Origin of the sequence: Lysinibacillus sp. NPDC096212, from assembly GCF_044763105.1 — a bacterium.
Lineage (GTDB): Bacteria > Bacillota > Bacilli > Bacillales_A > Planococcaceae > Lysinibacillus.
Window position 1 is genome coordinate 141,254 of sequence record NZ_JBIWFQ010000005.1, and the last position, 26,390, is coordinate 167,643.

Here is a 26,390-nt window from a genome sequence, read left to right on the forward strand (position 1 = left end):
CTGTGCGAAAGCGAAGCGTCAGCAACAAATGTTTTATCTGTGCGAGAGCGAAGCGTCAGCGGCAAATGTTTTATCTGTGCGAAAGCGAAGCGGCAGCAACAAATGTTTTATCTGTGCGAAAGCGAAGCGTCAGCAACAAATGTTTTATCTGTGCGAGAGCGAAGCGTCAGCGGCAAATGTTTTATCTGTGCGAAAGCGAAGCGGCAGCGGCAAATGTTTTATCTGTGCGAGAGCGAAGCGTCAGCAACAAATGTTTTCTGTAGCGAAAGCAAAGCGGCAGCTACAAAACGCCCAGCCGGAACGGAAATCACCCTCACGCTATAGCGATAAACGCAATTCTCCCCTCAGCATAAAGTATTATCAGAGCAATAATGAAACATCCAATATTTAAGAAAAACAGGAAATCTGATTTTATGGTAAAATAGAAAAAACAATTCTTTAGGAGATTTAAAAAATGATTTTAACAAAGCAACAAGCAATACAAGCACTTAAAAAGAACAAATTTATCGGTTTTACTATTAAAACAGGAAATATTATTATGAAAAAAATAAATAAAACCGAATATAATATTTTTGTATTTGAAGAAGGCAAAGATAAACCTGTACGTTATGTAGGTTCTATTATGAACATCATGGCGACAATGAGCGACAAAGCTTCTAACAAGGATTTCGTCATTGTGGAACAGCTTTCAACTCCAAATAAAGAAGAGGCTGAATCTGTAGAGAAAGATGAAGTCAAAGAAGTAGTTGAGCCTGCAGAGAAAGCTGAAATTAAAGAAGCTGCTAAGCCTGTAGAAGAGAACGAAGTCAAAGAAGCAAAAAAAGAAAAAGTAACGAAAACAGCTGATTTCGATGAAGAAAGACGTGCTATTTCAGGTTACGAGGGCTTATATGCTGTTACAGCGAGCGGTCGGATCATTACAGTGCGTGAAAATCGTCCATTAGCTCGATGCAACGATGAATATGGTTTCCATATTGTTCGACTAACAAAAGAGGGTACTGCTTCAAGTCACAATGTATTTGAACTTTGGAAACAGGCATACCCTGAACTTGAACAAACTAATTTTAAAGGTGCTTTAAAAGCGAAATATGGTACAGGCTGCAAGCTAAGCGATAAACCAGGTATACACTTTTAACTCTTTTAATGAGTGTCACAGAATTTTGCAGAAGCATAATTGATTTATAAAAATCCCCAGCGTCGTTGCATTGACGCTGGGGATTTTTAAATTATGGTAAGGAACCTACTATAATTTGCGATTGATATTTATTCCCGCTTGATCACACAGATTTCGATAATAAAACCCCTAAAAATAGATTTATCGATAAAATAACCTCTTACTTTTTAGTAATTCATACAATGGACCTTTTCTAAAACTTACGACTATCATATTCGTTTCTACTTAGCATATATTTTTTAAAACAGCTTAAAGAATATATAGGGTGGAGGATTCGCAGTTGAGTGCAATGATACTTGGTGGTTTTCTTTTTTTTAGTGCTAGCATAGGAGGAGCTCTAGCTTGGGTATTCTCTAGGCTATTCCAGCATACAACTCATGGATTATCATTACTAAGTGGAGGATTTTTAGTTGGCATACTTGTAGTAGACGTTATTCCTTCTTCTTTTCACATGTACAAATCAATGGGCCTTTTACTTGGAATTTTGATGGGTTATTTAATGTTTGAAATACTTAATAGTTTATTTCACACTTCCCATACACAAAACCCCTCTGTATCACTACTTGCAATCGCTATAATCATCCATACTATTCCAATGAGTCTTACTGTCGGACAGTTACTAGGGAAATCCGCATTAAGTATTGCCATAACAGCTTCCATTATTCTACATCATCTACCAGAAGGCTTTGCACTATCAACAGCATTACTATCACAAGGAGAAAGGCTATGGAGACTCTTTATGTATTTTGTAGCATTCTCGATTTTCTTTAGTATTTTTATACAGATCGGCCAATATTGGGAGTTATCTGATAAGGCACAAGGAGTACTAATGGGCGTATCGATTGGGTTAATAGCAACAGCCAGTATTTCAGAATTTATTTTGCATCATATTCGTTCAGTATCACGAAAATCCTTTATAGCGTATATTTTATTAGGATATTTATTAAGTCATGTATTTCATATGCTAGTCGAATAAAAAAGCAATCCACCCAATATTGTGGATTGCTTCTTCTTTTAATTATTCATCATCACTAATTAACATTATTGTTAGTGATAAGATTTTAGCGAACTGTGCACGTGACAGATTACCTTTTGGATTAAATTGACCGTTAGCTCCATCAATCACACCTAATTGCTTTAATAATCCGATTGATTCAACAGTTTCCTTACGCATTTGGTTTTTGTCTGCAAATGGGTTATTTTTGCTAACCTTGCTTACATCAAATTCCATTGCTTCTAAGTATCTTGCTGTTACAAATGCCATTTCCTCACGTGTAACAGGTTTATACGGCTCAAAATTAGCACCATCAAAAATATCGATTAGGCCATATTCCTCTAAAATCGCTACTTCTTTCGCGCCCGGGTATTTTGCCAAATCTTTATATGTAGCAGGACCTTCATAATCTTCCTTCACATCTAATCCTGAAGCACGGAAAATCATAGTAGCTAATTGTCCGCGTGTTACTTGTCCATTTGGATTAAATGTTGTAGCAGATGTACCATTAATAATGTCTAATTGGAACAATAATTGGATATGTCCCTCTGCCCAATGCCCAATAGTATCCGTGAAGTAACCACCTGGTTTTAAGTCAAAATCCTCTTCTTGAATTGATCCAATAAAATCATTCAAATCTTCATCAGCTAAAGCTTGCCATTTCCCTTCAGCATAAACTTCCGCCTTAAATGCATTTCCAGATGGAGTAAATCTCATTTGAATAGAGTCACCGAAAACCTCTTTAAATTCTTTTTGTTCTTGTGCACTCATTTCAGTAGTTTTCAATAGTCCTTGTAACGAAATCTTTAATGTCATATTATTTTTCGTCGTTACTAATGTCATCTCTTTATCTTCATAGGCTAATTTAGAGATTACTAGTGTTTTATAAAGATCTTGGTATGTCATCGATTGCGCTTGTTTAGTCGCTGCAACAGCATGTTTTGGGTGGATAATGCTAGAAACATCTACAGTTTCTTGAGCATTTGCTTGTAATCCAAAACCTCCTGTAAAACATGCAATACTAAGCGCGCCAGCTAAAAACGTCTTTTTCATTATACTTGCCCCTTTCAATTCATAAATTCAGTGTACTAAAACAACCGTTAGTAAATCTATAAAAATATGTAAATTATTCAAAATTATAAGAAAGTCCTATATCCCCTAACGTAAAAAATTACTAAATCTCCACAGAATCTCAGGGGGTATATTACTTAATTTCTACAATGTATCATGTACTTTTTCCAATAAATCAAACGTAATGTACAATTATTCTTCGTTTAGAATAAACACCATATCATAAATATGCTTTATGTCTCTTTTTATTTATCTAGGAAAATTAGTATACCTATTTATTCTTTAGTAGGTATAAAGTAGATAACCAACACCCAATCATGCGAAATAATCAAGGGATTTTCTTTGCGTGGAAAAAAATTCAATGCTAAGTATAGTTCTATTTTATTCTATATATTAAAATATTTGATAAATAGAAGATTTCGATCTTAAGAAAGGAGAGTTTTAGTACTTGGTAAATATATTACAACTTATAACTCTAATCAGTATCATTATAGCGATTGTCTTTCTTATTCTTGCAGTATTCAATTTCATAAAGTTGGATCGAATTAAAGCACTAAAAATGCTGAAATTAACCGCGATTCCCATTATCATTATCATTTTTTGTACGTTGGCCCATTTGGATATTTCACCTAAATCTTAAGCAAATAAATCAGATGTGGCTATTACATATAAGGAAAAACCCGCAGCTAAAGTAGACTCAACAGAAGATGCAACTTGGCAGGATAAAGTTGAAAAGGTTGCTTCTTTTAATAGCACTCCTTCTAAGAAGCTCGATACAGTTGATGCCTTCGCTAAAAAATATCCGGCAACAAAGGCTTAAATCAAAGAATTCGAGGATTACATTATAGCCGAATATAAGAACAAAAAATATTTAGCAAATGTACAAAATGATGAATATATGCTAGGAAATATATTTAAGGCATATGTAGTGAATAGATACAATGGAGAAGAAGAAACACCTATTAACGATATTGTCTCTGGGTTTTATCAAAATTCTAATTATACTTTTAAGGGACTCGAATCCACTAATAGTAATGCAATAAAATATAATGAACGCCAAATGGACAAAGCATTAGCAGCTCTTGAACATTAAATGTCACTCTCTCGGGTGACGTTTTTTTTATTTTCGGTGGAATTCATTCAGCGTAGATTCTTTATATCATTATAATAATCGAGGCTTTTATTTGATTTTTCAATATCGAAAGAAGTAGTATGGAGTTGTAATAAGGGATGCACACCCTATCCAAACAATTATATTAATGTAACAATTTCAAGGGAGGAATTTAGGATGGATTATCAAAATATTACGGTTGCAGGCAGCGGTGTTCTAGGTAGTCAAATTGCTTATCAATCAGCTTTTAAAGGATTTAATGTAACGGTATACGATATTAATGATGAGGCATTAACAAATGCACAAGATCGTATCACAAAATTAAAACCGTTATACCAACAAGATTTAGGTGCGACTCAAGAAGAAGTGGATGCTGCATATGCACGTTTATCATTTAAAAGTGATTTATCAGAAGCGGTTGCAAATGCTGATCTTGTGATTGAGGCGATTCCTGAAGTTGTTAAAATTAAAACAGAATTTTACACAAACCTTGGCAACGTTGCCCCTGCTAAAACAATCTTTGCGACAAACTCATCAACGTTATTACCAAGCCAATTTGCAGAAGCAACTGGTCGTCCAGAGAAGTTTATAGCGCTTCACTTTGCAAATACGATTTGGAAAAACAACACAGCCGAAATTATGAAACACCCAGGCACTGATATGAAAGTGTTCGATGAAGTCGTAGAATTTGCACGTGCAATCGGTATGGTTCCACTGCCATTATATAAAGAACAACCAGGTTACATTTTGAATTCTTTACTAGTTCCATTTTTAGATGCTGCTGAATCACTATTAGTAAAAGAAGTAGCAGACCCAGAAACAATCGATAAAACATGGATGATCGGAACAGGAGCACCACTAGGTCCATTCGCCATCCTTGACATTGTCGGTATTAACACTGCATTCAACATTGTAGAAGCAAAAGCCGCTGCTACTGGTGAAGAAAACTTTAAAAAATTAGCCAATCTCTTAAAAACAGAGTATATCGATAAAGGCAAACTAGGTCGCGCAACAGGCGAAGGCTTCTATAAATATCCAAACCCAAACTTCGCAAAGCCTGATTTCCTAAAAGGCTAGGATAATTAATCAATAAAACGATGTACATAGTGTCTACGCTATGTGCATCGTTTTTTTGAGGTGTCTGCAATTTGAAGTGATTGGGTTGGCCAGGAATGTGATCGGGTAGCTACTCAATTTGCTCGGGTAGGCTGCGAATTTGATCAGGTGGCTACTTAATCTGCTCGGGTTGGCCGTGAATGTGATCAGGTGGTACCCCAATCTGATCAGCTAAGCCACGAATGTGATCGGGTGGTACCCCAATCTGATCAGGTAAGCCACGAATGTGATCGGGTGGTACCTCAATCTGATCGGGTATGACGTGAAAATGATCAGGTAGTAACTCTAACCGCTCGGGTAACCTGTGAATGTGATCGGGTAGCTACTCAATCTGCTCGGGTAGGCTGCGAATTTGATCAGGTGGCTACTTAATCTGCTCGGGTTGGCCGTGAATGTGATCAGGTGGTACCCCAATCTGATCAGGTAAGCCACGAATGTGATTGGGTGGTACCTCAATCTGATTGGATAAGCCACGAATGTGATCAGGTTATACCTCACCCTGCTCGGGTATGACGTGAAAGAGATCTGCCACTAACTCGAGACAATCGGATTTACCAAGAACTATTTACTCAAACTGATCAGATTTGCCAAGAACTTAATTAGGTTTCCAACCCGAACCACCTTGGATATAGTTCACGAGAAAAAATCCCAAAAGCTAGGCGCATCTTGAAACTTTACTGTTGCAAGCTTTTCTATAATTTTCAATTTAATTTCTTGCTCCAAGTCTTCCCTTTCTTGATAATCTGTATTGTGCAAACAATGTTTAATTTTAGGTATGAAATTCTCTATAATCGTTAGAGTCTCTTCGTTATGTTGATTTTCAAAATTTGCCATAAGTCATTCCTCCTTTTTTCTGAGTGTATTATTGAGTTTATTTAAAGCCTTCCTGTGAAGGTTTGATATATTCTGTGGAGTTGTTCGTAATGTTTGAGCTATTTCTTTTATAGAAAGTTCTTTTACATAAATCATCTCTAAAATTTGGAGCTGTCTAACCGTTAGTTTTTGTAAGGATTTTAAAAGCTGTTCATCTTCAATATTGTCTAATAGCCCTTCCCCAACAATAGTATCAAGTTCCTTTTCAATGCTTGCATCTTCTACTTGCTCTTTTGCAGTTGTGCCACCTTCTTCTGATAAGCCCTTATCTAATATTAATAAAGTATGCTTTTGCAGATTTTTCCTTTTTTTATCAAAATCTAAGCTAAAGAAATAAATTAAATTACTAACGTATTTGATCTTCCTAACATTTATATAATGAGATTGAAAAGATTCATCAACGAGTTTTTTATTAATATCAGTTGGATATAAGATCGCTTTTTGCACCAAATAAAGATTTTTGGAATCCGACAAAAAGCTTTTTATAATTGGATTGTTTACCTGTTCATTATTCCTATAGAAGAATTCCTCTATTTTTTGATTATCTTTCTCCATTTAATAATCCCTCCTATATATCCGCCCTCTTTCTATATAAAGTGAATGTAGTATCTATATTATAAACCAAAATAAGAACAAATGTTCTTAAAAGAGAATAAAAAAATCACCTTTTATACAAAAAAGGTGATTTAATCCAACTTCTTCAACTATCTAAAATAGCTTTTATTTTCTCTGGCTGATAACCTTTAATTTCCTCCGCTTTATTATCAGTGACTACTAAAGTAAATGGGATAGCGCTACTATTAAATTGCTTAAACTCCTTTAATACGTGCTCTTCATTAATATCCTTATTAATATAAGTAATATTATTTGCTTCTAACCATTCCTTTAACCTGACACAATATTGACATTCCTTGCTTGAATATACCGTTATATCATATTTCATCTTAGAGACTTCCTTTTTTCTAAAAGAGAACTAAAACATTAAAAACGAAATCATGCACAAAATAATATTTTTCAACTGGAAGGTTGTCTTTATTAAAGAAAGATTCTCTTTACATATTACAATTAAAATTTTGGTGATATAGCCAAGCGGTAAGGGTCTGTCTAGCAGATGTCACGGATTTTGAATAAGAGGGAGGGTGATTTACATTATGACACCAGAAAATGTTCCCATGTGGATTAGCTTAATAGGAAATTTTGGGTTCCCTATTGCCATAACAGTCTATTTGTTCATTCGCTTTGAAAGGAAAATAGATAAATTAGAGGCTGTCATCATGGAGTTATCTGAAGTTATAAAATCTCTTAATTACAAAAAAGGAGGGTGATCCATATAGAAATTGAAAAATTATTGGCTTGTTACTGTAAAGCGAGAGAAATTCAATCATTTTATACAAATTGCTTAACTAATGATAGTCTTTCTCCAAAAGAACGCGATTTACTAATAAATCTTATTAAAAACGCCAGTACTTCTTCTAATTTATTGCGTGAATATTGTCAGCATACTAATGAAATATGATCTTTTTACAAATAAACCCACCAAATAATTTAGGTTATAGACAACCTAATTTTATTTGGTGGGTTTTAATTTTTAACGGAATATTCCATTGCCAATTTTCTTACATCTTTCATCCAATTAATGTATGATTGTATGAACAGGAGGGGAATTTTATGATAGCCTACAAGAGAATAGCTATACTATATCTTCTTATAATAATCCTTAGTATATTTATTGCTACACAGATGAACAGCATATTAAATGGATTGTTGGTTCTTGCTTTTTTGTATTTGTTGTTTATTGGCCTTCCTTATTTATTACAAAAAAAGGTGAAGTTTTTCGAGATGTTTTGGAGTTGGTTAACAAAAGGTGAGCGAATAGGTCCTAAAAATTAATTTTTTCCAAAACAAAATAAAGAAACACTCTAACTGTTCTACCGTGTAGGCCCAAGCGGCTCATCGAACGCCTCAGAAAAGCGCCCAGTCGGAACTGAAATCAACCACATGTTATTGTGATAAGCCTTATTTTTCTTAGAAAGTAAAAATCACATCTTGTATATTATGGTAAAATGCGATAGAATTCATTAACTGTATTTGGTGTTGAACAAAACGGTTCTAATTGTACTGGCTTTTTCTTGTATGGAAGTGAAGTAAAGTAAATATATATCCTAATATCGAATGTTGAACTGGGCCGCTTGTTCAATAAAATACAAATTTTTCATTGTAGTAAATAAATTCAGAATAGTACAAAAAAGCGGAGCACCTTCTAACTTTGGCTCATCTATCCAGGTTCTAATTAATTCCATGACATTTAACTTCTATCAGCAAGTATTTTTTGTACTTAAAGCGAAGCGTCAGCGGGTGTTCAAACATCTGCTTAAATTTAAATGAAGGGTGGGAGGGTCTAAATTGGGAATTGGATTAGTTGCTTTGGGATTAGTATTGGTACTAGGAGTAGCTTTTATGATAAGTCTTGGTAAATCGAATAAAAAGAAATATATAATTTGGGGAATAACTATGATGTTAGTAATCGCTCCTTTATTCTCAGGGGTTGTTTCTATTCTGTATGGGAGATATGAAGGTGAGGGGTTTGCGGCGGTCGCACTAATGATGGTCATGTTTCCACTTCTATTTTTAACTGGACTTGTGCTTCTTCTTTTAGGAATTTTAAAAAAAGGGAAAGCTAAATCTATTAAGCCAACGGATGCGTAACAGCTTTTATTGCTTTTCATATGAATTTCATTTGTAAGCGTCAAATAGCGCCCACCTGTTACTCAGGGGGCGCTATACATTTAAACAGTGATTATGTAGAGTTGACCGGAACCTCTATGGCAGCGCCTTTTGTTGCTGGTGCCGCTGCACTTATTATAAAGATGATAGATCGTACTGAGCCACATTTGATTTCTATGTATGTGTATGATTACTTATTGTCGCATGCTCTTCCATTGGAAAACTTCTCAATCAATCAAGTCGGAAATGGTTTTATTCAAGTGAAATAAGCAACTACTTAAGGAATGTAATCAAGGCCATGACGTTTAAATTCTTTAGCAGATTTTTATTCCAAGCATACTATACATCAATACAAGGATCGATTGGAGGCAATTATGACTAGCAACAATAAAATTGCATCGACCAATATTGTGCTGTCAATTTTACTTGTTCTAGGTATTACCTATAATTATTTTTACAATCAATCACCCATTCAAATGGAACGCTTAGGTCATTTAGGGTTTTGGTTAGCTTTCCCTTTATCAATAATCAATATAGTCCTGAGTTTGAAGCTACTGAAAAATAAAACGGGCAAGCGCTAGTAGCTATATACGACACAAAACCCCTAGAAAAGATTCTAGGGGTTTACTTGATAATGGTATTTTAAATTGACTTTTTAAAAGATCCATTAAACGGACACATCAATAGAACCGCTGGATGTACTGATATGACTTTGATTATTTTGACTTGCTGCTTTAAATGAGCGCCAAGCTTCTGTATAAATCGCATTAAATTCACTTTCACGGAGATGTTCTTCTCGTGTACCAATCGCATGCCAACCATTATGGGGCGAATAGGTAGAAGTAATATTCCCCCTCGCATCCTTCACCTCTAAATAGCTCACATTTCCACGCTGCATGAATGGTAATTGCCTTAACATTTGTGCTATCGAGCCTTTACGATCAGGTGATGCTACAGATACAAAACTCTTCTTTAATGTCCTATAAGAAGAATTTTTATGCCCACCAAATTTGTCATTTTCAAAATCTTTTTTAGCTTGTGCAATAATTGCTTCCTTATATTTTTCTTCACTCATCGCTGGAGCTGATTTTGTCGGCATCGCATTTATTCCTGAAAAACTTGGCATTGAAATAGGTGTTAATTTACTTTCAACACCTAACAATTTTAATGCATCACTACTTATAGTTGGAAATCGCATTTGTACCTCCTATATTTGAGAGAACATTATAATTAGTTACATTATTATTTACTCATAGTTATAGTAAACAGTTAATTTTGGAGAGGAATATTTCTTCCATGAACTACCTGCTAAAATACTTACATTTGTCCCATTATAATAAATAGACCATGTACCGGCAGCTGGTTGTCCTATAACTCCAGTAGTTATTTCAGTTTTATTAAGCGAACCCCAAGGGGCAGAAGTATAATTGTCCATAGAATCATTTTTGATATGCACTCTATTAGAAACAATTGCTCCGTTACCTCCATATGTGAGACCACTATTGGCATCAACTACCACTTTAGTAACTACAGCATCAGATGGTAATCCAGAAAAATTAAATGTAGCTACACTAGAATCTCCACTTGTTTGTTGAGCAAGAGTTAGACTCATTGTATCCCTAGAAGTAACCGTTTTTGAAGATGATGCAGCAAGTGTTGTAGATGTTGTGAACGAAAACATCATTACTACTACAAGCAGAAAACTAAAGAATTTCGTAAATTTCATTTCAATGATCCTCCTTCGTAAAGATAATTAGGTATTATTACCAAAAATAAACCTAACATTGTTATTGTTAGTATTTTTTTACAATAACACCTCTATTATCATATCGGATAGGCAACCAAAATTTTTAGTTTAAATTATAGAACACTCGCTATGCTTATGAAATAGATGTTCTACTAATGTTACATAAACATGCTACTACCCCCTTTGCCCCTAAAACTTTTCTTGGAGAAAACCCATAAAACCTTATACACTCACATACAAAACGAGTTTACGCATCATTAGAATTAGGCAGTAACGACAAAGGGCAAACCCTTGTCATTACTGCCTTTTTGGTTGAATCACTAGTTATTATGTATACAGTATTTTATACATTGTTGGTTTCATAGTGTTTTTCGACTGGTTCACCAACAAATAAGTAGCTATATATTTGTAAAGGTCGTAGGAATCTCCGACCAAGTCAGTTTCATGTACTTTCACCACAAAACTCCCTAAAATGGAAATGACAGCATAAAGGAGATTCTAAATTATGAAATCTAACACTATGGCGCATCATTTTCATACATTACAGAAGCAGCGAATACACTACCTACCTTGTATTCAATCACTCTCGCTGGAACAACTCTGGCATCGTGAGAAAGAAGAAAAATGGTCTATCGGTGAACATTTCTATCACCTTTATCTCATCCTAAAAATGCTAAAAACAGCAACAAAATTTTCCTTACTACTCACCCCTTACGCAAAAATGCGAAGAAACAAGCCTTACGCTACTGAAATACATGATATTTACGAGGAATATAAAAACAAAAAAGGACGAGGCATGAGAGCACCAGGAATATTAGTGCCTCCTACAAAAATTCGTTTTACCTTGAGCACCGCTGAAATCGAACAATTACTAGTAAACGAAACGAGCGCAATGCAAGAATTAGTAAAAAATATTGAGGAGGATATTGCCGGGCATATTATCTTTCCAGATCCCATTGCCCACTATCCTAACCTTATTCAATCTATCCAGCTCCTTGCCATCCACGAAAAACATCATTTTAGAATAATGGAGGGGCAATATAATCGATTGAGTGCATCTAGCGAAGTTTTAATTTAAAACAAAAAAATAAGTAGATTTTATTTATGAAAAGAGGTTTGAAATATGAAGATTCTAGGAAATGTTATTGATGATCAAGGAAGATGTAAGCACTATTTTAATAAGGTAGATACAATTTCACTTAAATTTAAATGTTGTGGAGAATATTATCCTTGCTATAAATGTCATGAGGAAAATTCAAATCATAAGATTCAGCCGTGGAAGAAAGAAGACTTTGATGAAAAGGCAATATTTTGTGGCGTATGTAAAAGTGAATTAACGATTCGTGAATATATGAATAGCACAAACTGTAAGCATTGTAATACACTTTTTAACCCAAATTGCAGTAAGCATTTTCATATATACTTTGAGACGGATAATAATAATTCTACATGTACTTTCTAAATAGAAAAGCCTTTGAAGGGATAATGCCTTCAAAGGTTTCCTCTTAGGATCTATGCGTAATGATTATTTATCATACTTTTGAAGAAATGCTTTTACTTTCTCCTTGGCAAATTGCGTGCTCAAACTACCTGGATTTGCATCAAAGCCATGATCGACCTTTGGAAGAAGATAAAGCTCATGCGCTACACCGCTTTTAGTCAGTTTCTCGTCTAAAACGTTCGCCTGCTCTACAGGAACAATACGATCCCCCGTTCCTAAAAACGTAATAGTTGGTGGCGTATTTTCCTGAATATAGCATATAGGGGAAAGCATCTTATAACGCTCAGGGTATTCAGATAGTGAACCTCCAATGTACTTATTCATAACATCTTGGACATAATGCATACTTGGATTGCTCTTGTAAAACAAAGTCATATCTGACGGCCCACACATGTTAATCACCGCCTTGATTGGTACATCCGGTACATCCGTTGATGGTGGTAAATGCTTATCTCCCATACTATATGTAGCAAGCATAGCTAGATTTCCCCCAGCAGACTCACCCATTAAAATGATTCTGTTCGGATCAATCTTATACGTATCTGCATGTTGCACGATCCAACCTAACGCCGATTTAACATCCCCTACTTCATCTTTCCAACCTGCTTCAGGAGGCATACGGTATTGGACATCAAAAACAGTGTACCCTTGATCATTCATCCACTGATTCCAGTCTTGAACTTGGCCTTTATCTCCACTTACCCAACCACCCCCATGCACTTGAACAATGACAGGTGTTAAAACATCCTCTGATTTTTTCTTTGCTGGCCACACATCGAGCTTTAATTCAATGCCGTCCGTAGTTTTCCCATACACCACATCTACACTAGGCTTTGTTGAGATATTTTGTTTATAGAAAAAAAGTGAGCTAAGAGAAACCGATACATTCTCGCTTTTGGCATAGCTTTTCATATTACTAATTGGCTGCACAGTTAAAAAAATTAATAACAACAAAATAGGAATTAGAACAGTAAGAGCAATTAAGGTTTTCTTCCAAAAAGAAAGAGCTAGTAAAACTATTATTATTAATGCTGTAATTACTAGAATAATCGGAAATATAGAAGCCCCCCATGCAAGTAGACTCATTATTTTATCCATATTACTTGGATTTAAAATATAGTATGCCACTATAATGATAATGAAACATACTATCACAGAGAGGATTGTGAGTAGCCACTGAAGAAAACCTCTAGGTCGCCAATTTAAATTTGCTTTTGTCTGATCCATCTTTTAAAAATCCCCCATACTACACCATATTTTTATAATGCCTTAAAACATAAGATTTCTAGTAAATATTTCAAAATCCATACTTTAATATAAATGATATGCCACATTGAAAACTTTAGGAATAACAATCTCCATTGTTCAAAGACTCCGTTGTGGTTACCTGGAATCTGCATGTTTAAAGCACCTTATTCTGTATGTAACATGCGCGAATCCCAGAGTTGTAGCTGATTGTCCTCAAATTTCAGAATTTGTAGAAAAATATACAAAAAATGATTTCGAAACTTTATAGCTGATGGTTTTGTAATAACATAAGCAAAAAAGAAAAGCAGGAGTGCCGTGATGAAAACAAAAAGAATCTTAGGAAAACCCTCTGTTTAATTGGAAGTAAAGCATCATTAATCTAGTTTGAACATCACTTTAAAACATTAAGGAATGAGTTAAGTCAAGTTATCTGAATTATCAATTTTTGACAATAAAATAGCAAAAGTTGATTATAAAACTTTATTGCAAATGGTATGGTATTCACATCACAAAAAAGAAAAGAGGAGAATTTATAAAATCAAAAAATTCCGAAAATTATTAATGTTTAAGGTGTTTAAGTTCGTCTAAAAAAATCATTGATTATAAAATAATTCATAAATCTAAAGAGTTAGAAAATGAAGATAATAAAAGTAATACTCTTTTTTATCATAATTGTAATATCTCTTGTGATTTCAGAACGTGGAATCATATATTATTTGATGTCAACTCCAGAACCGGGACCGGTAAATCCATATCCGTTATCTGAAGTGACACCATTTGTGCGCCATGGTATCGCAGCGTTTATTGTCCTAGTAGCGCTTTGGATTACAAATAAAATAATGCATGTTTTCTCGCTCATAAAAACTAAATTAGTAAAAAATCCTTCTTAGCCTTGAAGTTTGCCTTCAAGGCTATTTCTCTTATAGTGGCAATTTGTTCGTCTCATACTTACTCGGGATGTGTTTTACACTGCTACGCTACCTCATTTTTCCACATGCATTTAATTTTCAAAATACTTATTGCTTAACTGTCTTCAATTTCGGAAAACTCTTTTAGCCACTCTGTCATTCTACTCATAGCATAATCCTGTTCAAATTGGTACCAATGATTTTCGATGCCTAATTCATTAATTTTTTCTTTAAAAATTCGAAAAGGTTTTCTTCCGTTAAGTACATTGATTAAATGCATCGTAATCGGATCTGATTGCTTTTTAGCAAAACTGACCATGACATCATACATTTCAGATGATGAAACGTTTGGAATCATCACTAAATCCACAGCCACTTCCTCATCATCCCAATCAATCTCAGGCTCACCAGTTATAAATTCTGGCGCATCCAAAAGTACTTCACCCGTTCGACGATTTAACACATACGATATGCCATTATCATTTCCATTTAAAAATATATCCACAAGTTCATCTAGTAGTTTCAATTTCCTCACCTCATATTAGTGCTACACGGACAGGGGTAGAATGCCTAAGCTCAGTCAAAAACTGCATAAAAAAGAGCCGAAAAGATTCGATTCGGCATTTATTCAAACATTCCTATACTGAGCTCCCTACAAAACGATTCTATCGTGTCACGCTCTTCTTTTGGCAATGCTTCGTACTCAACCAGATATTGTGCTGAGAAGTCTTCTAGCTCCTTATAACTGACTTCTCTTGTCAGGACGATTCCATTGACCTCATTAGCCAATTCGTTTGCCGCCACAATATCCGTAAACGCAAAGGCCTGTTCTTCGTCATCCGTAAATGTAAGAAGGTCAATTTCCCCCTGGTAATAGCGATTATCTACTTGCACTACATAATATCTAATTGAATCCATTATACACCTCCCTAATTCATGATTTTCATTATTACCTTCTTACTAAAAATCCATCCCTCATCAATTCGTACGGGCGTTACCTTCAATAAACTGATGAATCCCCATGTAACAACGCAGTTATAAAAACCCTGACTTTTCTAAAGTAGCATTCGTAAAAACTTTTCAAAATTCACGCCTGCTTCGCGAGGAATCTGCTCCTTCGACGTAGCTTCAATTGAAACGGCTAAAAACGTCTCCGCAAGCTTCATCGACTCAACTAAATCCTGCCCGCGCATCATGCCACCCATAATGACGGATGCAAACAAATCACCTGTCCCTGAATAGCTCTCGCCGTTATATTCTCGGATGCTAGAAAATGAACGATGTGCATCGATATACATATTGCCTACATAGCGCTTATTCGCATCTGCTGGCGGCGGATTCAAACCGGTAATAATAACGTTCGCTCTAGTTTCCTGCTGCAGCTGATGGCCCGCTTCCTCTAAAGCCTGAAGATAATCTGAATCGTCCTGATAGCTTTGTAGCTTTTCGTATGATAAACCCGTAAGCAAGCAACATTCTGTAATATTTGGCGTAATAATATCTGCACACTTCACCAGCGCCTTCATACGATCAAGCAACTCGCCTGTATACATTTTATAAACCTCGCCCAAATCGCCCATTACCGGATCGACAAGCAACGTTGTTTCACTCGAGTGGAAGACGTTTAAAAACCGAAAGATATTATCGATTTGCTCCTTCCCTGTCACAAAACCTGTGTGAATACCATCAAAAGTCGCACCAAGCTTACTCCACTCATCCACAAAGTAGTCCATCTTTGACGTTAAATCCTCACAATAAAAACTAGAATACCCTGTTTGCGCCGTTAATATTGCAGTTGGTAATGGCACCGCCTGAACACCCATCACTGACAGCACAGGTATCGCAGCCGTTAACGAGCACTTCCCAAAGGATGACATATCCTGAATTACAGCAACTTTTTTCATCATACTCTCCACCTAACTAATCCTGCATGTATTCTCTTCATCGTATCATAATTAGATAGATGCGAAAATGCACTCCCTTATAGAAAAACAAACTGACCTTTAATATTTTTATCAAATTGGCACTTTTATGATAGTCAGTCCTTTGCTAAAGTAAAAATTATTAAAAAATTCATCCTAGCGAGGACATGCAAATGCAAAATATACAAAGTCAACCCTATACAAAACCACGTACGAAAACATTTGATTTAGTCATTACTTCAATCCTTGCAGCACTTGTTTTCGTCGCGACAATGTTCATTAATATAAAGCTACCATTCGGGCAAGGTGGACTTATTCACTTAGGGACATCCATGCTTTTGATCGCGTCGATTTTATTTGGTCCTAAAAAGGGAGCACTTGCTGGAGCAATCGGAATGGGCTTATTCGATATCGTAGGTGGCTGGTTAATTTGGGCGCCAACCACAATAATCTCCCGCGCATTACAAGGCGCCATCGTTGGGAAAATCGCTTGGTCTAAAGGTCATAGAGGCGACAATATTGGGTTAAACATTTTCGCAGCAGCTGTTTCAATGCCTGTGATGATGGCAGTCTACTATATCGGGCAAGCGATTATGTTCAAAAGCTGGGTTGCCCCTTTAGCATCCATTCCAGGAGACGTAATCCAAAACGTTGTCGGTTTAATTATCGCTATTCCTGTATGTATCGTGATGAAAAAAACACCGTATTTTAAAAAGAATTTTTAACTTCTTTCAAAAGAAGTTAAAGCCTCTGGCGGATGTCACGGAATCGGAAAGGAGTTCTTAAAGGATGTTAGCCTAAAATCATCGCATCCATGCGATAACGGCTAACTGACCTGCATCGGTAAAAACGCCACGTCCTGTGGCATTACCGAAATGACCGACATCGTGTCGGCCCTCACGCAGGCCTTAGCACAAAGCCGATTCCGGACGCAATTATGCCGAGGCATAATTGATTACTACAAAATAAACACGCCATCTTGTTGTTTTGCTGACAGCATAGATGACGTGTTTTTTGGTTGGCGTTTCGTTTAAAATTTCAAGTCGCAATAATGGAGGATTTTTTCCATACTATATCTTTAGGGCGAAAATGCCACGAGTAAAATTGAATTAACCTAAGGAGTGGTTAGGAATGAACGGAGATGCTATCGTTTGGATCGTTCTATTACTATCTATTGTAGTTTGTGATTATTTAGCAGCCTATTTATACAAAAATAAGAAGATCCCTATATGGGCTTCTGCAATTGGCATGGCGGTTTTAATCCCAGTAATAGTCGGAAGCTTTGTGTATTTAGGGGTCAGTTATGCTAAAGCCTTTGAACCAGATAACACAAGAGAAGGGATTGCTTTTGCAGGAGGATTTATAGCGGTGATCATTGCATTAAATGCAATAATTATGTTCGTTATAGGAGTTATTTTAAATATTTATACATTCGTTAAAAAGCATTAAAACAATCATGTGTTATAAAGCATAACTGCTTGTACTTGGCGTTTTCAATATAGAATGCTCAAAATCTAAAGCTAAATTAAAGGGAATTGTTAGCTCACTTTCACAAAAGTATTTCGAAATGACTTTTCAACCTTTTCTGAATGAATAAATTTGATTTTCAATAATGAAGGTTTTTTTTCATACTATATGGTGGAGGTGAAAAAATGCCAAGAGTAAAATATATAAATTCTGACGTTGACTTAGTGGCAAGGATGATGAGAGCAGAAGCTGTAGGTGAAGGAAATCAAGGAATGCTATATGTTGGCAATGTCATTGTGAATCGTGTTATAGCAGAGTGTCCAGACTTTAAAGATTTAAGAACCATTAATGATGTCATTTATCAGGTACAGGGAGGAAATTATTCTTTTGAAGCTGTTCAAAAAGGTAATATGTTTTACCAAAGAGCGCGACCTAATGAAAAAAGATTAGCAAAATTGACTCTGGATTATTGGCGAGATCATCCAGCGAAATACGCACTTTGGTATTTCAATCCATACGCACCATGTCCTCCAACATGGTACGGTCAACCTTTTACTGGTCAATTTAAAAATCATTGCTTCTATGAACCAGCACCTGATACATGTGAAAGTGTTTATCAAGGATAGGTAGCTATTTTCCTTTTTTGTTACAGTTTTTCTGTTGAGCCTTTTACAGTCTCAAAATATTAAAGTCTATAAATAAAAAAAAGACATTCTACCCAAGTAGTTTGTCTTTTTTGTATCAATATTTTTTTGTAGATATTATTTAAAAATCTACCACGCCATTCTTGTGCTTTAGTTCAAATATTGTTTGTGATTTAATTTTATTTGTATTTTTCAGGTATGCGTTCTCCATTTCTAAACGCTCAATTTTTGCTTGTAATGTTTCAAGAGAGCCTTCAGCTTCTCTTACATTTTTGGATTGCTTCTTATTGGTTTCTTTTTTCTTGGGAGAACGTCCCCTTTTCTTTGGCTCTAGAGCTGTTAGTCCTTGTGTTTTTAATAGCTTTGTCCACTGATATATTGTACTCGGAGAAGATATATTAAATTTACTTGCTGTTTCTAGAAAAGAAGCACCTGTTTCGTTCATAAAGTTTAGTACGTCTAGTTTAAACTGAACAGGATACGTTGTATAACTTTTTTCAAAACCTTTAATCCCTTGAGCCTTAAATAATTTTACCCATGTGATAATTTGATTTTGATTTGAACCAATACTTTCTGCAATCTCTTTATAAGTCTCTGTTCCATTTAAATAACGATTCACTGCGTTTAATTTTATTTCAACTGTAAATTTAGACATATAAACACCCCATTAATGTTAGTTAAGACACATATTTACGGGTCATATCAAAATAAGAAATTTTCTTTCTTATTGCATTCTCTTTTTATTTCTCGTCATTTCCCATTTTTTAATGGCCAACACGGAACCAAAGAAAAATACCGTGGCAACCAATATACCTACCGGAAGACTAGTCACAATGTCTGCAGGTAATACAAAAGTAAGCAGAGGGAAAGCATACACAGCTGGTAAACGGATGCCAACGATATGCAACAAAATAAACATTAGCAACATAGCTAAAATCGTAATGAGTATCCAAGAATTAATATTCAAATACAAAAGCGTTCCTACAGTTGTTGATATGTTCAGTAGCAATACTTGCTTAAACGCCATTTTGCTACTGTACATTGGTTTTTGAAGCACTTCATACACGGCGACAAGGATGACCGCAAGCTGCTCATAACCAACAATCGTGACTGAATCAATCCAAACCAAATTGAGGAATATAAAAACCAACATATACTTATACTGAATTGGCACTTTCTTTACCAATCCCTTATTTAATCCAAATAGGAGAACACCACGCATTAAGAGGAGCGTGAAAATGAAAACCGCTATAATAATTCGACCTCTCCATAGCTTAGTTGCAAAGAATTTTGCAACCTTGGAGACGATTGCTAACTATAAATCTAATATTCTTACAGCAGAACTAGTGCCTATTCTAGATGCACCAGCATCAACCATTAATTTTATATCATCGATGTTACGTACTCCGCCCGATGCTTTGACCCCAACATTTGGTCCAACTGCTTTTCTCATGATCGCAACATCTTCAACAGTTGCTCCGTGCAGAGAACAACCTGTGGAAGTTTTAAGATAGTCCGCACCCGCTTTTACAGATATTTCGCAAGCACGTACTTTTTCTTCATCCGTTAATAGACATGCCTCTATAATAACTTTTACTAGGGCCTTTCCTTTTGCAGCGTTTACAACTCTACTAATTTCTTTTTCAACTAGCATATTGTTTTTATTTTTTAATGCCCCGATATTAATCACTACATCTATTTCCGTAGCCCCGTTACCAATTGCATTTAGAGTCTCAAATACTTTCGTCTCAGTAGTGCTCGCACCTAAAGGAAATCCTATAACTGTGCAAATATTAACATCTGTTTCACGTAAAAGATCTGCAGATAAGCTTACCCAAGCAGGATTCACGCATACAGACGCAAAGTAAAATTGTTTTGCCTCTTGGCATAAATTAATTATTTCTTTTTCGGTAGTACAAGGTGAAAGTAATGTGTGGTCTATTAATTTTGGATAGTCCATAAATATATCAACTCCATCTTCAAGATATGTTTAGTGAAATTAGGTGATCTGCGTTTTTTTTACCTCAAGAGCTTTTTATGATAGACCAAGAGGATTTTCATTTAATGCTACTTTTTTCAAGCCTAATCCATTTGTTTTCATTTCTAAAACCATTATGTGAAAAGATAATTGTGAATTGTGAATCATTCCACATATTTAATTTATAAACCATTTATTTTAGCCTATATGGATGTTAAATTACCCATGTCTCTTATAATAAAGGGTTTATCATTTTTTTGACCATCCAGTACATTTGTTTTTTACCCATCCATTTATAATTAAAAAAAGAGACAAAACTGGTCAAATCCTAAAAAAAAGCGAGAAATCAATTTTAGAAACATTGATTTCTCGCGCTTTTCTGATGTGAAATTTTCATAGTGTTAAAAAATAAAATGGTTAAGGTTCGCACCAAAATTATCTGTTGCTGTCACTTCTTTAGCACTACGTAAATCAATCCCTCGTTTTGCCAGAGGGTCATACTTAACTGACACCTAAATTTCATTAGTTTTTCAATAAAAAGAATCAAAATAGTTTAAAGTTTAAAGCGAATGAAGTGCTTCTGCAAACCTTTTGATTCCTTCTTCAATTGATTTTTCATCTTCCCTTGAGAAAGTAAAACGCACAAAATTCTTTTTAGACCCAATTGTAGAACCGGGGACATAAATTACTCCTCTTTTAATGGATGTCTCAAGTAATTGGACTTCATTAAAGTCTTTTAATATTTTACACCAGATATGAATCCCCCCTTGAGGAACAAAAAATTCCACCTCATCCTTTAAATAATGAGTAAGACTTTTAACAATTTGATTTCTTCTTTTTTCTAATTCCACAACTAATTTATTCATATGAGATTGGAAATTTTCTGATTCTAAAAAATCATTAGCAATCCATTGTGTAAAGCTTGAATGACCAAAGTCTATTTGCTGTTTTGCATCGGATAATCTTTCTATTACTGATTTGGGCCCTATAATCCAGCCAATTCTTAGTCCTGAGGCAACAATTTTGGACAATGAGCTAATGTATAAAACATTTCCGTTAACATCCATTGATTTAAGTGTAGGGATTTTTCTCCCTGTAAAAGCTGTTAAACTATATGGATCGTCTTCTACTACTGGGATTCCTAGTTCGGAGGATATGTCTAAAATATCTCGTCTTTTCTTTTCATTCATGACAGAACCTGTAGGGTTTTGAAAATCAGGATTTAAAAAAATCATTCTAATTCGATGTTTTTTATATAATGAGCGTAAATCTTCTGGTTTTATGCCATCCTTGTCCACAGATAAATAATGTATTTGAATGCCTGCTGTTTTGAAAATTTGAAGATTATAACTGTATGAAGGCTCTTCTAGCGCAACTGCATCTCCTGGTTTTAACAAACACTGCACGATTAAATGTATGGCTTGTTGTGCACCAGATGTAATGAGAATGGAAGCGGGATCGGTTTCTATTTGACGATACTGTCTCATATGTTTCGTTATTGTTTCTCTAAATATCTCATTCCCTTGTGGATGATCATATCCTAAGCTCCCGATAAAAGAACGGGTAAAAGTAATCTCCCTTAAATAATCCAACGGGAAAAGATCCTCTGACAATTCTCCACTAGCTAAATTGATTAGTTTATGTTCAACCGCTTCTTTTCTTATTCTCTGCGTTACAGGTTGATTAGGTAAAAAAGGCCCCGCTTCAATATATCTATTCCAACTAGGAATGCGTTTATTTGTAATTCCCCAGATGTCTTTACTGATTGTTGTACCGCTTCCTCTATTTCTTTCAATCAGTCCATTGGATTCCAACTCATCATATGCACTTACAACAGTGCTTCTGTTTATATTAAATTCTTTAGCTAAAAACCTTTCAGACGGTAAGGATTTATCAGCCGGAAATGTGCCATCTGCTATCCCTTTTTCAATATATTCGGCAAGTTGTTTATATATAGCTTTCTTTGATTCTCGATCTGGTTTCCAATCCATAAAAACTCTCTCCTTAAAATTCCTAATTGTTCCTATCCCCAAAAATGGGGGTTCAATAGAATTATCCTGTATTCTCTTTTATCAAACTGCAATAACTTCCTCTAATCTTTTCGATTAAAAAGAATTATTTTAAATAAATCACACTCATAATAAACCACCCATTTAACCTTTAATTTAACCATCCACTTTGTTTATCAAACCACTTTTGCATTTTAAAAGCTTGATATAATCCCTTTTTTCACAAAAAAATTATATCAAAATATTTTTTTCATTTGAGAACGTTTTGTGATAGATTTCATATTTTCTTGCCTTTCGATTTTTATGCAACTAATATGAAACTCGAATTGTGAATCAAATTCCGCACAAACCCTTATTAGCCTTTAAAACATACAAGAATAATTGAAAGGGGTTTGTCTATGAAAAAGATGTGGATCAGTTTCATTAGCTTTTTCACTATTGCCACTATATTAACAGGGTGTGAACCGTTGTTAGTATTGGATCCAAAAGGGCCTCAGGGTCAAGTACAAGCTAAAGATATAATGCTATCGATTTGGATTATGTCCGTTATCCTTATCGTTGTGTATGTCATCTTAGCTTATATGTTATTTAGATTTCGCGCGTCTAAACAAAGCGCAAACTATAAACCTCCCTACATTAAAGGAAGTACACTAGTTGAAATAATTTGTGTTGGTATACCTGTATTGATCGTTATATTCCTATCAATTGTTTCAGTTCAAAGTAACAACAAGGTTGAATCAACACCTGCAGAATATAAGGACAAAGAACCTCTTGTCATTTATGCTGCAACATCTAACTGGAAATGGCACTTTAGCTATCCAGCAGAAAACATTGAAACAGTTAACTATCTGTATATTCCTGTTGACCGTCCAATTGAGTTTAAACTCTACTCTTACGGACCTATTACAAGTTTCTGGATTCCGCAGCTTGGGGGGCAAAAATATGCAATGTCAGATATGGTGAATACATTGCATTTAGGTGCTAACACACCAGGTGAATATATGGGACGAAACGCAAGTTTTAGTGGTAAAGGATTTGCTGAAAATACTTTTAGAGTCGAAGCAGTACATCAGGAAGAATTTGATAGCTGGGTAAAGGACATTAAAAATACTTCTCCAGAAATAACGGAAGAAAAATTTGATAATTTACTAAAGCCAGGTCATGTGGATGAAGCTTCGTTTAATGGGACTCACTTAACATTTTATCCGGCACCAGACAGTGAACATGGTGAACATTAACACAGGTTTCTAATTCATTAGAATAGTGTTCATTCAAACACCACTAATTCTTATGATGAATCATTTAATTATTAAAATTCCACTATTTTACTATAGAACTCTTGAAAGGAGTATTAATCGTTATGGAATTCTTTGAACGATTTGCTATACCTCATCCAAGTGCTGCGATTTACGGATCAATGGTTGCCATTGCACTAACGATTATAGCAATCATTGTCGGATTAACTTTTTTTAAAAAATGGGGCTATTTATGGCGTGAATGGTTAACGACAGTTGATCATAAGCGAATTGGGATTATGTATTTAATCTCTGCATTACTAATGCTTTTCCGCGGTGGAGCAGATGCGATTATGATTCGTGCTCAACTAGCTGTACCTGATAATAAATTACTTGATGCTCAGCACTATAATGAAGTATTCACTACTCATGGGACTGTGATGATCATCTTTATGGCAATGCCCTTCATTATGGCATTTATGAACTTCGTTGTACCATTACAAATCGGGGCTCGTGACGTAGCTTTCCCAAGGTTAAACGCATTAAGTTTTTGGTTATTCTTTATGGGGGCAATGCTCCTAAACATTTCCTTTGTCATTGGTGGTTCACCTGATTCAGGTTGGACAAATTACTTCCCTCTAGCGAATAACGATTATAGCCAATCAGTAGGTACTAACTATTATTTATTCGCTCTACAAATTTCTGGATTGGGCACATTAATGACTGGTATTAACATGATCGCAACGATTCTTAAAATGCGAGCACCTGGTATGACATTAATGAAAATGCCAATGTTTACATGGTCTGCTTTAGTAGCTAATGTTATTATCGTTTTCGCTTTTCCTGTATTAACAGTAGCACTTGCTATGGGGACTATGGACCGCTTATTTGGAACTAACTTCTTCTCAACAACAAGTGGTGGTATGGATATGCTTTGGGCCAATTTCTTCTGGGTCTGGGGACATCCTGAAGTATATATTCTAGTGTTACCAGCGTTCGGTATTTACAGTGAAATTATCTCCACCTTTTCTAAGAGAAACCTTTATGGATATAAATCTATGGTTGGCTCAATGGTGATTATCTCCTTCCTATCATTTTTAGTATGGACGCACCATTTCTTTACGATGGGACAAGGAGCTTTAACAAACAGTGTCTTCTCTATTACAACAATGGCGATAGCCGTTCCAACAGGAGTTAAGCTTTTCAACTGGTTATTTACACTTTGGAAAGGAAAAATCGAATTCACGACTCCAATGCTCTATTCATTACTATTTATCCCCACTTTTACAATTGGTGGAGTAACCGGAGTTATGCTCGGAATGTCAGCTGCTGACTATCAATATCATAATACGATGTTTCTAGTGGCTCATTTCCATATGGTTATTATTCCTGGTGTTGTATTCGGTATGTTAGCCGGTTTACATTACTATTGGCCAAAAATGTTTGGCTTTATATTAAATGAAAAAATCGGAAAATTGACAGCTTGGATTATCGCTATTAGTACGCTTGTGGCGTTTATGCCAATGTTCTTCTCAGGTCTCGATGGACAAGCACGTCGTATGTACACATACACTGAAGAAACTGGTTTTGGCATATGGAATATGATTTCGTTTGTAGGTGCAATTGGCCTAGCAATTGGATTTGCCTTAATCGCCTATAACGTTTACTACAGTATTCGTTACGCATCAAGAGATATTGGCTCAGATCCATGGGATTCACGTTCACTAGAGTGGGCTACGCCAAATCCTGTACCTCATTATAACTTTGCTATTTTACCGCATGTTAACTCTACTGAAGCTTTCTGGGATTCAAAGTATAATAATCATGTTTTATTCCCAGATAAATATGAAGAAATTCATATGCCAAATAACAGCGGTGTCCCATTTATATTAAGCTGTATTTTCTTTGCTTGGGGCTTTTCTTTTGTATTCGGAATGTGGATTCCAACGATCATCACTACCATTGGGATATTTATATGTATGGCTTTACGTTCTTTAGAAAAAGATCACGGACATTACGTATCTGTAGAAGAAGTAATAAAAACAGAAACGCAATTGCGAGGTGCTAAATAATGAAGATTGATAAAACACTTCCACTCGAATATAGTACACAACAGAATCAATTAAACATTCTCGGTTTTTGGATTTTCCTAGGCGCCGAAATTATGCTTTTTGGAACGCTCTTTGCAGGTTACTTCGTTTTATTTAATCGTGTTGGTAACGGTCCAACTGGGGCAGAGATTTTCGAACTCGCGCCTGTCCTATTTGAAACATTTATACTCCTAACAAGTAGCTTTACGATCGGGTTAGGAATACATGCCATGCGACATGAAAACAAGAAGGCCATGATTACATTCTTCGTGATCACACTACTTCTTGGTCTAGCATTTATAGGTTTTGAAGTTGCTGAGTTTGCTCACTACATTCATATTGGTGCAGGACTACAAACAAGTGCTTTCACAGCTATATTACTAACAACACTAGGAACTCATGGAGGTCACGTAACATTCGGTGTATTCTGGGGATTCCTTATTGTCCTACAACTAATAAAACGTGGACTGACTCCACAAACAGCTAATAAAGCTTTTATTTTCTCCCTATATTGGCACTTCTTAGATGTCGTTTGGATCTTTATATTCAGCTTCATTTACTTGAAAGGAATGGTATAA

General features: G+C 35.4%; 31 protein-coding genes and 1 pseudogene. 18 read left to right on the forward strand and 14 right to left on the reverse strand.

Features of this window, described 5'->3' with window-relative positions; all coding sequences use genetic code 11:
* The 3 genes from ACIQ7T_RS07115 to ACIQ7T_RS07125 all read left to right on the forward strand — a co-directional run.
* Positions 1-391, forward strand: a 391-nt coding sequence (locus ACIQ7T_RS07115) for a hypothetical protein (protein ID WP_402869364.1), incomplete at its 5' end; no start/stop codon positions are given.
* 63 nt (positions 392-454) lie between these two features.
* Complete coding sequence (locus ACIQ7T_RS07120) at positions 455-1,135, forward strand: NUMOD4 domain-containing protein (RefSeq protein WP_402869366.1); 681 nt, start codon at positions 455-457, stop codon at positions 1,133-1,135.
* 328 nt (positions 1,136-1,463) lie between these two features.
* Positions 1,464-2,150: a ZIP family metal transporter gene (locus tag ACIQ7T_RS07125; RefSeq protein WP_402869535.1), complete on the forward strand. Its 687-nt coding sequence runs from the start codon at positions 1,464-1,466 to the stop codon at positions 2,148-2,150.
* Between the two features lie 42 nt (positions 2,151-2,192).
* On the opposite strand, the gene ACIQ7T_RS07130 is transcribed toward ACIQ7T_RS07125, so the two are convergent.
* Positions 2,193-3,221 carry an S-layer homology domain-containing protein gene (locus ACIQ7T_RS07130; protein ID WP_402869368.1) on the reverse strand — a complete coding sequence of 343 codons (1,029 nt, stop codon included), beginning with the start codon at positions 3,219-3,221 and terminating at the stop codon, positions 2,193-2,195.
* 673 nt (positions 3,222-3,894) lie between these two features.
* Between ACIQ7T_RS07130 and ACIQ7T_RS07135 the strand changes: the two genes are divergently transcribed.
* Both ACIQ7T_RS07135 and ACIQ7T_RS07140 read left to right on the forward strand, forming a co-directional pair.
* On the forward strand, positions 3,895-4,059 hold the full coding sequence (locus ACIQ7T_RS07135; protein WP_370078198.1) for a hypothetical protein: 165 nt from the start codon (positions 3,895-3,897) through the stop codon (positions 4,057-4,059).
* Positions 4,060-4,527: 468 nt separating this feature from the next.
* Positions 4,528-5,427 carry a 3-hydroxyacyl-CoA dehydrogenase gene (locus ACIQ7T_RS07140; protein WP_370078200.1) on the forward strand — a complete coding sequence of 300 codons (900 nt, stop codon included), beginning with the start codon at positions 4,528-4,530 and terminating at the stop codon, positions 5,425-5,427.
* A 672-nt stretch (positions 5,428-6,099) separates the two neighbouring features.
* Here ACIQ7T_RS07140 and ACIQ7T_RS07145 read toward each other — a convergent pair.
* The 3 genes from ACIQ7T_RS07145 to ACIQ7T_RS07155 all read right to left on the reverse strand — a co-directional run bounded on the left by ACIQ7T_RS07145 (position 6,100) and on the right by ACIQ7T_RS07155 (position 7,282).
* On the reverse strand, positions 6,100-6,300 hold the full coding sequence (locus ACIQ7T_RS07145; RefSeq protein WP_370078202.1) for a hypothetical protein: 201 nt from the start codon (positions 6,298-6,300) through the stop codon (positions 6,100-6,102).
* Positions 6,301-6,303: 3 nt separating this feature from the next.
* Complete coding sequence (locus tag ACIQ7T_RS07150) at positions 6,304-6,894, reverse strand: sigma-70 family RNA polymerase sigma factor (protein ID WP_370078204.1); 591 nt, start codon at positions 6,892-6,894, stop codon at positions 6,304-6,306.
* Between the two features lie 145 nt (positions 6,895-7,039).
* Positions 7,040-7,282: a glutaredoxin family protein gene (locus ACIQ7T_RS07155; RefSeq protein ID WP_402869371.1), complete on the reverse strand. Its 243-nt coding sequence runs from the start codon at positions 7,280-7,282 to the stop codon at positions 7,040-7,042.
* 208 nt (positions 7,283-7,490) lie between these two features.
* Here ACIQ7T_RS07155 and ACIQ7T_RS07160 point away from each other — a divergent pair, with 208 nt between their 5' ends.
* The 4 genes from ACIQ7T_RS07160 to ACIQ7T_RS07175 all read left to right on the forward strand — a co-directional run bounded on the left by ACIQ7T_RS07160 (position 7,491) and on the right by ACIQ7T_RS07175 (position 9,644).
* Positions 7,491-7,664: a YvrJ family protein gene (locus tag ACIQ7T_RS07160; RefSeq protein ID WP_083227054.1), complete on the forward strand. Its 174-nt coding sequence runs from the start codon at positions 7,491-7,493 to the stop codon at positions 7,662-7,664.
* A 1,078-nt stretch (positions 7,665-8,742) separates the two neighbouring features.
* A complete protein-coding gene (locus ACIQ7T_RS07165) occupies positions 8,743-9,045 on the forward strand; it encodes a hypothetical protein (RefSeq protein WP_402869374.1) in 303 nt (100 codons plus the stop codon).
* A gap of 20 nt (positions 9,046-9,065) precedes the next feature.
* Positions 9,066-9,332 (forward strand): S8 family serine peptidase, encoded by a 267-nt coding sequence (locus ACIQ7T_RS07170; protein ID WP_402869375.1) that lies wholly within the window; start codon positions 9,066-9,068, stop codon positions 9,330-9,332.
* A gap of 105 nt (positions 9,333-9,437) precedes the next feature.
* Positions 9,438-9,644 (forward strand): hypothetical protein, encoded by a 207-nt coding sequence (locus tag ACIQ7T_RS07175; RefSeq protein WP_402869377.1) that lies wholly within the window; start codon positions 9,438-9,440, stop codon positions 9,642-9,644.
* An 86-nt stretch (positions 9,645-9,730) separates the two neighbouring features.
* On the opposite strand, the gene ACIQ7T_RS07180 is transcribed toward ACIQ7T_RS07175, so the two are convergent.
* Both ACIQ7T_RS07180 and ACIQ7T_RS07185 read right to left on the reverse strand, forming a co-directional pair.
* Positions 9,731-10,261, reverse strand: coding sequence for a hypothetical protein (locus tag ACIQ7T_RS07180; RefSeq protein WP_402869379.1), 531 nt, complete (start codon positions 10,259-10,261; stop codon positions 9,731-9,733).
* Between the two features lie 48 nt (positions 10,262-10,309).
* Positions 10,310-10,789 (reverse strand): hypothetical protein, encoded by a 480-nt coding sequence (locus ACIQ7T_RS07185; RefSeq protein ID WP_370078216.1) that lies wholly within the window; start codon positions 10,787-10,789, stop codon positions 10,310-10,312.
* A gap of 526 nt (positions 10,790-11,315) precedes the next feature.
* On the opposite strand from ACIQ7T_RS07185, the gene ACIQ7T_RS07190 reads away from it, so the two are divergent.
* A complete protein-coding gene (locus ACIQ7T_RS07190) occupies positions 11,316-11,888 on the forward strand; it encodes a DinB family protein (RefSeq protein ID WP_370078218.1) in 573 nt (190 codons plus the stop codon).
* A gap of 45 nt (positions 11,889-11,933) precedes the next feature.
* Positions 11,934-12,272, forward strand: a complete 339-nt coding sequence (locus ACIQ7T_RS07195) for a CHY zinc finger protein (RefSeq protein WP_370078220.1) — start codon at positions 11,934-11,936, stop codon at positions 12,270-12,272.
* Between the two features lie 63 nt (positions 12,273-12,335).
* Here the strand turns inward: ACIQ7T_RS07195 and ACIQ7T_RS07200 are convergent, their stop codons facing one another.
* Entirely contained in the window at positions 12,336-13,538 is a 1,203-nt protein-coding gene (locus ACIQ7T_RS07200) for an alpha/beta hydrolase fold domain-containing protein (protein ID WP_402869382.1), read from the reverse strand.
* 656 nt (positions 13,539-14,194) lie between these two features.
* On the opposite strand from ACIQ7T_RS07200, the gene ACIQ7T_RS07205 reads away from it, so the two are divergent.
* Positions 14,195-14,449, forward strand: a complete 255-nt coding sequence (locus ACIQ7T_RS07205) for a hypothetical protein (protein WP_402869384.1) — start codon at positions 14,195-14,197, stop codon at positions 14,447-14,449.
* Positions 14,450-14,582: 133 nt separating this feature from the next.
* Here the strand turns inward: ACIQ7T_RS07205 and ACIQ7T_RS07210 are convergent, their stop codons facing one another.
* The 3 genes from ACIQ7T_RS07210 to ACIQ7T_RS07220 all read right to left on the reverse strand — a co-directional run bounded on the left by ACIQ7T_RS07210 (position 14,583) and on the right by ACIQ7T_RS07220 (position 16,371).
* Positions 14,583-14,993 carry a UPF0158 family protein gene (locus tag ACIQ7T_RS07210; RefSeq protein WP_402869386.1) on the reverse strand — a complete coding sequence of 137 codons (411 nt, stop codon included), beginning with the start codon at positions 14,991-14,993 and terminating at the stop codon, positions 14,583-14,585.
* A gap of 98 nt (positions 14,994-15,091) precedes the next feature.
* Positions 15,092-15,385 (reverse strand): hypothetical protein, encoded by a 294-nt coding sequence (locus tag ACIQ7T_RS07215; RefSeq protein WP_248717057.1) that lies wholly within the window; start codon positions 15,383-15,385, stop codon positions 15,092-15,094.
* Positions 15,386-15,522: 137 nt separating this feature from the next.
* On the reverse strand, positions 15,523-16,371 hold the full coding sequence (locus tag ACIQ7T_RS07220) for a pyridoxamine kinase (RefSeq protein WP_402869388.1): 849 nt from the start codon (positions 16,369-16,371) through the stop codon (positions 15,523-15,525).
* Positions 16,372-16,562: 191 nt separating this feature from the next.
* Between ACIQ7T_RS07220 and ACIQ7T_RS07225 the strand changes: the two genes are divergently transcribed.
* The 3 genes from ACIQ7T_RS07225 to ACIQ7T_RS07235 all read left to right on the forward strand — a co-directional run bounded on the left by ACIQ7T_RS07225 (position 16,563) and on the right by ACIQ7T_RS07235 (position 18,482).
* Positions 16,563-17,114 (forward strand): ECF transporter S component, encoded by a 552-nt coding sequence (locus tag ACIQ7T_RS07225; protein WP_370078230.1) that lies wholly within the window; start codon positions 16,563-16,565, stop codon positions 17,112-17,114.
* A 406-nt stretch (positions 17,115-17,520) separates the two neighbouring features.
* On the forward strand, positions 17,521-17,838 hold the full coding sequence (locus ACIQ7T_RS07230; protein ID WP_370078232.1) for a hypothetical protein: 318 nt from the start codon (positions 17,521-17,523) through the stop codon (positions 17,836-17,838).
* A 203-nt stretch (positions 17,839-18,041) separates the two neighbouring features.
* Positions 18,042-18,482, forward strand: coding sequence for a cell wall hydrolase (locus ACIQ7T_RS07235; RefSeq protein WP_370042418.1), 441 nt, complete (start codon positions 18,042-18,044; stop codon positions 18,480-18,482).
* Between the two features lie 139 nt (positions 18,483-18,621).
* Here ACIQ7T_RS07235 and ACIQ7T_RS07240 read toward each other — a convergent pair whose 3' ends face one another.
* The 4 genes and pseudogenes from ACIQ7T_RS07240 to pdxR form a co-directional block, all read right to left on the reverse strand.
* Complete coding sequence (locus ACIQ7T_RS07240; protein ID WP_370078234.1) at positions 18,622-19,155, reverse strand: helix-turn-helix domain-containing protein; 534 nt, start codon at positions 19,153-19,155, stop codon at positions 18,622-18,624.
* 69 nt (positions 19,156-19,224) lie between these two features.
* Positions 19,225-19,755 (reverse strand): annotated as a pseudogene (locus tag ACIQ7T_RS07245) (hypothetical protein); the annotation flags it as partial.
* Between the two features lie 60 nt (positions 19,756-19,815).
* Positions 19,816-20,460, reverse strand: coding sequence for a deoxyribose-phosphate aldolase (deoC, locus tag ACIQ7T_RS07250; protein ID WP_370078236.1), 645 nt, complete (start codon positions 20,458-20,460; stop codon positions 19,816-19,818).
* 578 nt (positions 20,461-21,038) lie between these two features.
* Positions 21,039-22,469: a MocR-like pyridoxine biosynthesis transcription factor PdxR gene (gene pdxR, locus ACIQ7T_RS07255; protein ID WP_370042423.1), complete on the reverse strand. Its 1,431-nt coding sequence runs from the start codon at positions 22,467-22,469 to the stop codon at positions 21,039-21,041.
* 416 nt (positions 22,470-22,885) lie between these two features.
* On the opposite strand from pdxR, the gene qoxA reads away from it, so the two are divergent.
* The 3 genes from qoxA (at position 22,886) to qoxC (ending at position 26,390) form a co-directional block, all read left to right on the forward strand.
* Positions 22,886-23,725, forward strand: coding sequence for a cytochrome aa3 quinol oxidase subunit II (qoxA, locus tag ACIQ7T_RS07260; RefSeq protein WP_370042425.1), 840 nt, complete (start codon positions 22,886-22,888; stop codon positions 23,723-23,725).
* Positions 23,726-23,847: 122 nt separating this feature from the next.
* Positions 23,848-25,794, forward strand: a complete 1,947-nt coding sequence (gene qoxB, locus ACIQ7T_RS07265) for a cytochrome aa3 quinol oxidase subunit I (RefSeq protein WP_370042427.1) — start codon at positions 23,848-23,850, stop codon at positions 25,792-25,794.
* The gene (gene qoxC, locus ACIQ7T_RS07270; RefSeq protein ID WP_370042428.1) at positions 25,794-26,390 is read left to right on the forward strand and encodes a cytochrome aa3 quinol oxidase subunit III; all 597 of its coding nucleotides are present in this window, start codon (positions 25,794-25,796) and stop codon (positions 26,388-26,390) included. Before qoxB ends, qoxC begins: the two co-directional genes overlap by 1 nt.

Bases quoted from the DNA above. Each gene is read 5' to 3' on its own strand.
- ACIQ7T_RS07155 (WP_402869371.1), bottom strand. From the start codon at position 7,282: ATGAAATATGATATAACGGTATATTCAAGCAAGGAATGTCAATATTGT.
- ACIQ7T_RS07230 (WP_370078232.1), top strand. From the start codon at position 17,521: ATGAACGGAGATGCTATCGTTTGGATCGTTCTATTACTATCTATTGTA.
- ACIQ7T_RS07180 (WP_402869379.1), bottom strand. From the start codon at position 10,261: ATGCGATTTCCAACTATAAGTAGTGATGCATTAAAATTGTTAGGTGTT.
- ACIQ7T_RS07145 (WP_370078202.1), bottom strand. From the start codon at position 6,300: ATGGCAAATTTTGAAAATCAACATAACGAAGAGACTCTAACGATTATA.
- ACIQ7T_RS07150 (WP_370078204.1), bottom strand. From the start codon at position 6,894: ATGGAGAAAGATAATCAAAAAATAGAGGAATTCTTCTATAGGAATAAT.
- ACIQ7T_RS07235 (WP_370042418.1), top strand. From the start codon at position 18,042: ATGCCAAGAGTAAAATATATAAATTCTGACGTTGACTTAGTGGCAAGG.
- ACIQ7T_RS07200 (WP_402869382.1), bottom strand. From the start codon at position 13,538: ATGGATCAGACAAAAGCAAATTTAAATTGGCGACCTAGAGGTTTTCTT.
- ACIQ7T_RS07175 (WP_402869377.1), top strand. From the start codon at position 9,438: ATGACTAGCAACAATAAAATTGCATCGACCAATATTGTGCTGTCAATT.
- pdxR (WP_370042423.1), bottom strand. From the start codon at position 22,469: ATGGATTGGAAACCAGATCGAGAATCAAAGAAAGCTATATATAAACAA.
- ACIQ7T_RS07240 (WP_370078234.1), bottom strand. From the start codon at position 19,155: ATGTCTAAATTTACAGTTGAAATAAAATTAAACGCAGTGAATCGTTAT.
- ACIQ7T_RS07190 (WP_370078218.1), top strand. From the start codon at position 11,316: ATGAAATCTAACACTATGGCGCATCATTTTCATACATTACAGAAGCAG.
- ACIQ7T_RS07140 (WP_370078200.1), top strand. From the start codon at position 4,528: ATGGATTATCAAAATATTACGGTTGCAGGCAGCGGTGTTCTAGGTAGT.
- ACIQ7T_RS07205 (WP_402869384.1), top strand. From the start codon at position 14,195: ATGAAGATAATAAAAGTAATACTCTTTTTTATCATAATTGTAATATCT.
- qoxA (WP_370042425.1), top strand. From the start codon at position 22,886: ATGAAAAAGATGTGGATCAGTTTCATTAGCTTTTTCACTATTGCCACT.
- ACIQ7T_RS07125 (WP_402869535.1), top strand. From the start codon at position 1,464: ATGATACTTGGTGGTTTTCTTTTTTTTAGTGCTAGCATAGGAGGAGCT.
- ACIQ7T_RS07160 (WP_083227054.1), top strand. From the start codon at position 7,491: ATGACACCAGAAAATGTTCCCATGTGGATTAGCTTAATAGGAAATTTT.
- ACIQ7T_RS07215 (WP_248717057.1), bottom strand. From the start codon at position 15,385: ATGGATTCAATTAGATATTATGTAGTGCAAGTAGATAATCGCTATTAC.
- ACIQ7T_RS07195 (WP_370078220.1), top strand. From the start codon at position 11,934: ATGAAGATTCTAGGAAATGTTATTGATGATCAAGGAAGATGTAAGCAC.
- ACIQ7T_RS07130 (WP_402869368.1), bottom strand. From the start codon at position 3,221: ATGAAAAAGACGTTTTTAGCTGGCGCGCTTAGTATTGCATGTTTTACA.
- ACIQ7T_RS07120 (WP_402869366.1), top strand. From the start codon at position 455: ATGATTTTAACAAAGCAACAAGCAATACAAGCACTTAAAAAGAACAAA.
- qoxC (WP_370042428.1), top strand. From the start codon at position 25,794: ATGAAGATTGATAAAACACTTCCACTCGAATATAGTACACAACAGAAT.
- ACIQ7T_RS07185 (WP_370078216.1), bottom strand. From the start codon at position 10,789: ATGAAATTTACGAAATTCTTTAGTTTTCTGCTTGTAGTAGTAATGATG.
- ACIQ7T_RS07170 (WP_402869375.1), top strand. From the start codon at position 9,066: ATGAATTTCATTTGTAAGCGTCAAATAGCGCCCACCTGTTACTCAGGG.
- deoC (WP_370078236.1), bottom strand. From the start codon at position 20,460: ATGGACTATCCAAAATTAATAGACCACACATTACTTTCACCTTGTACT.
- qoxB (WP_370042427.1), top strand. From the start codon at position 23,848: ATGGAATTCTTTGAACGATTTGCTATACCTCATCCAAGTGCTGCGATT.
- ACIQ7T_RS07225 (WP_370078230.1), top strand. From the start codon at position 16,563: ATGCAAAATATACAAAGTCAACCCTATACAAAACCACGTACGAAAACA.
- ACIQ7T_RS07220 (WP_402869388.1), bottom strand. From the start codon at position 16,371: ATGAAAAAAGTTGCTGTAATTCAGGATATGTCATCCTTTGGGAAGTGC.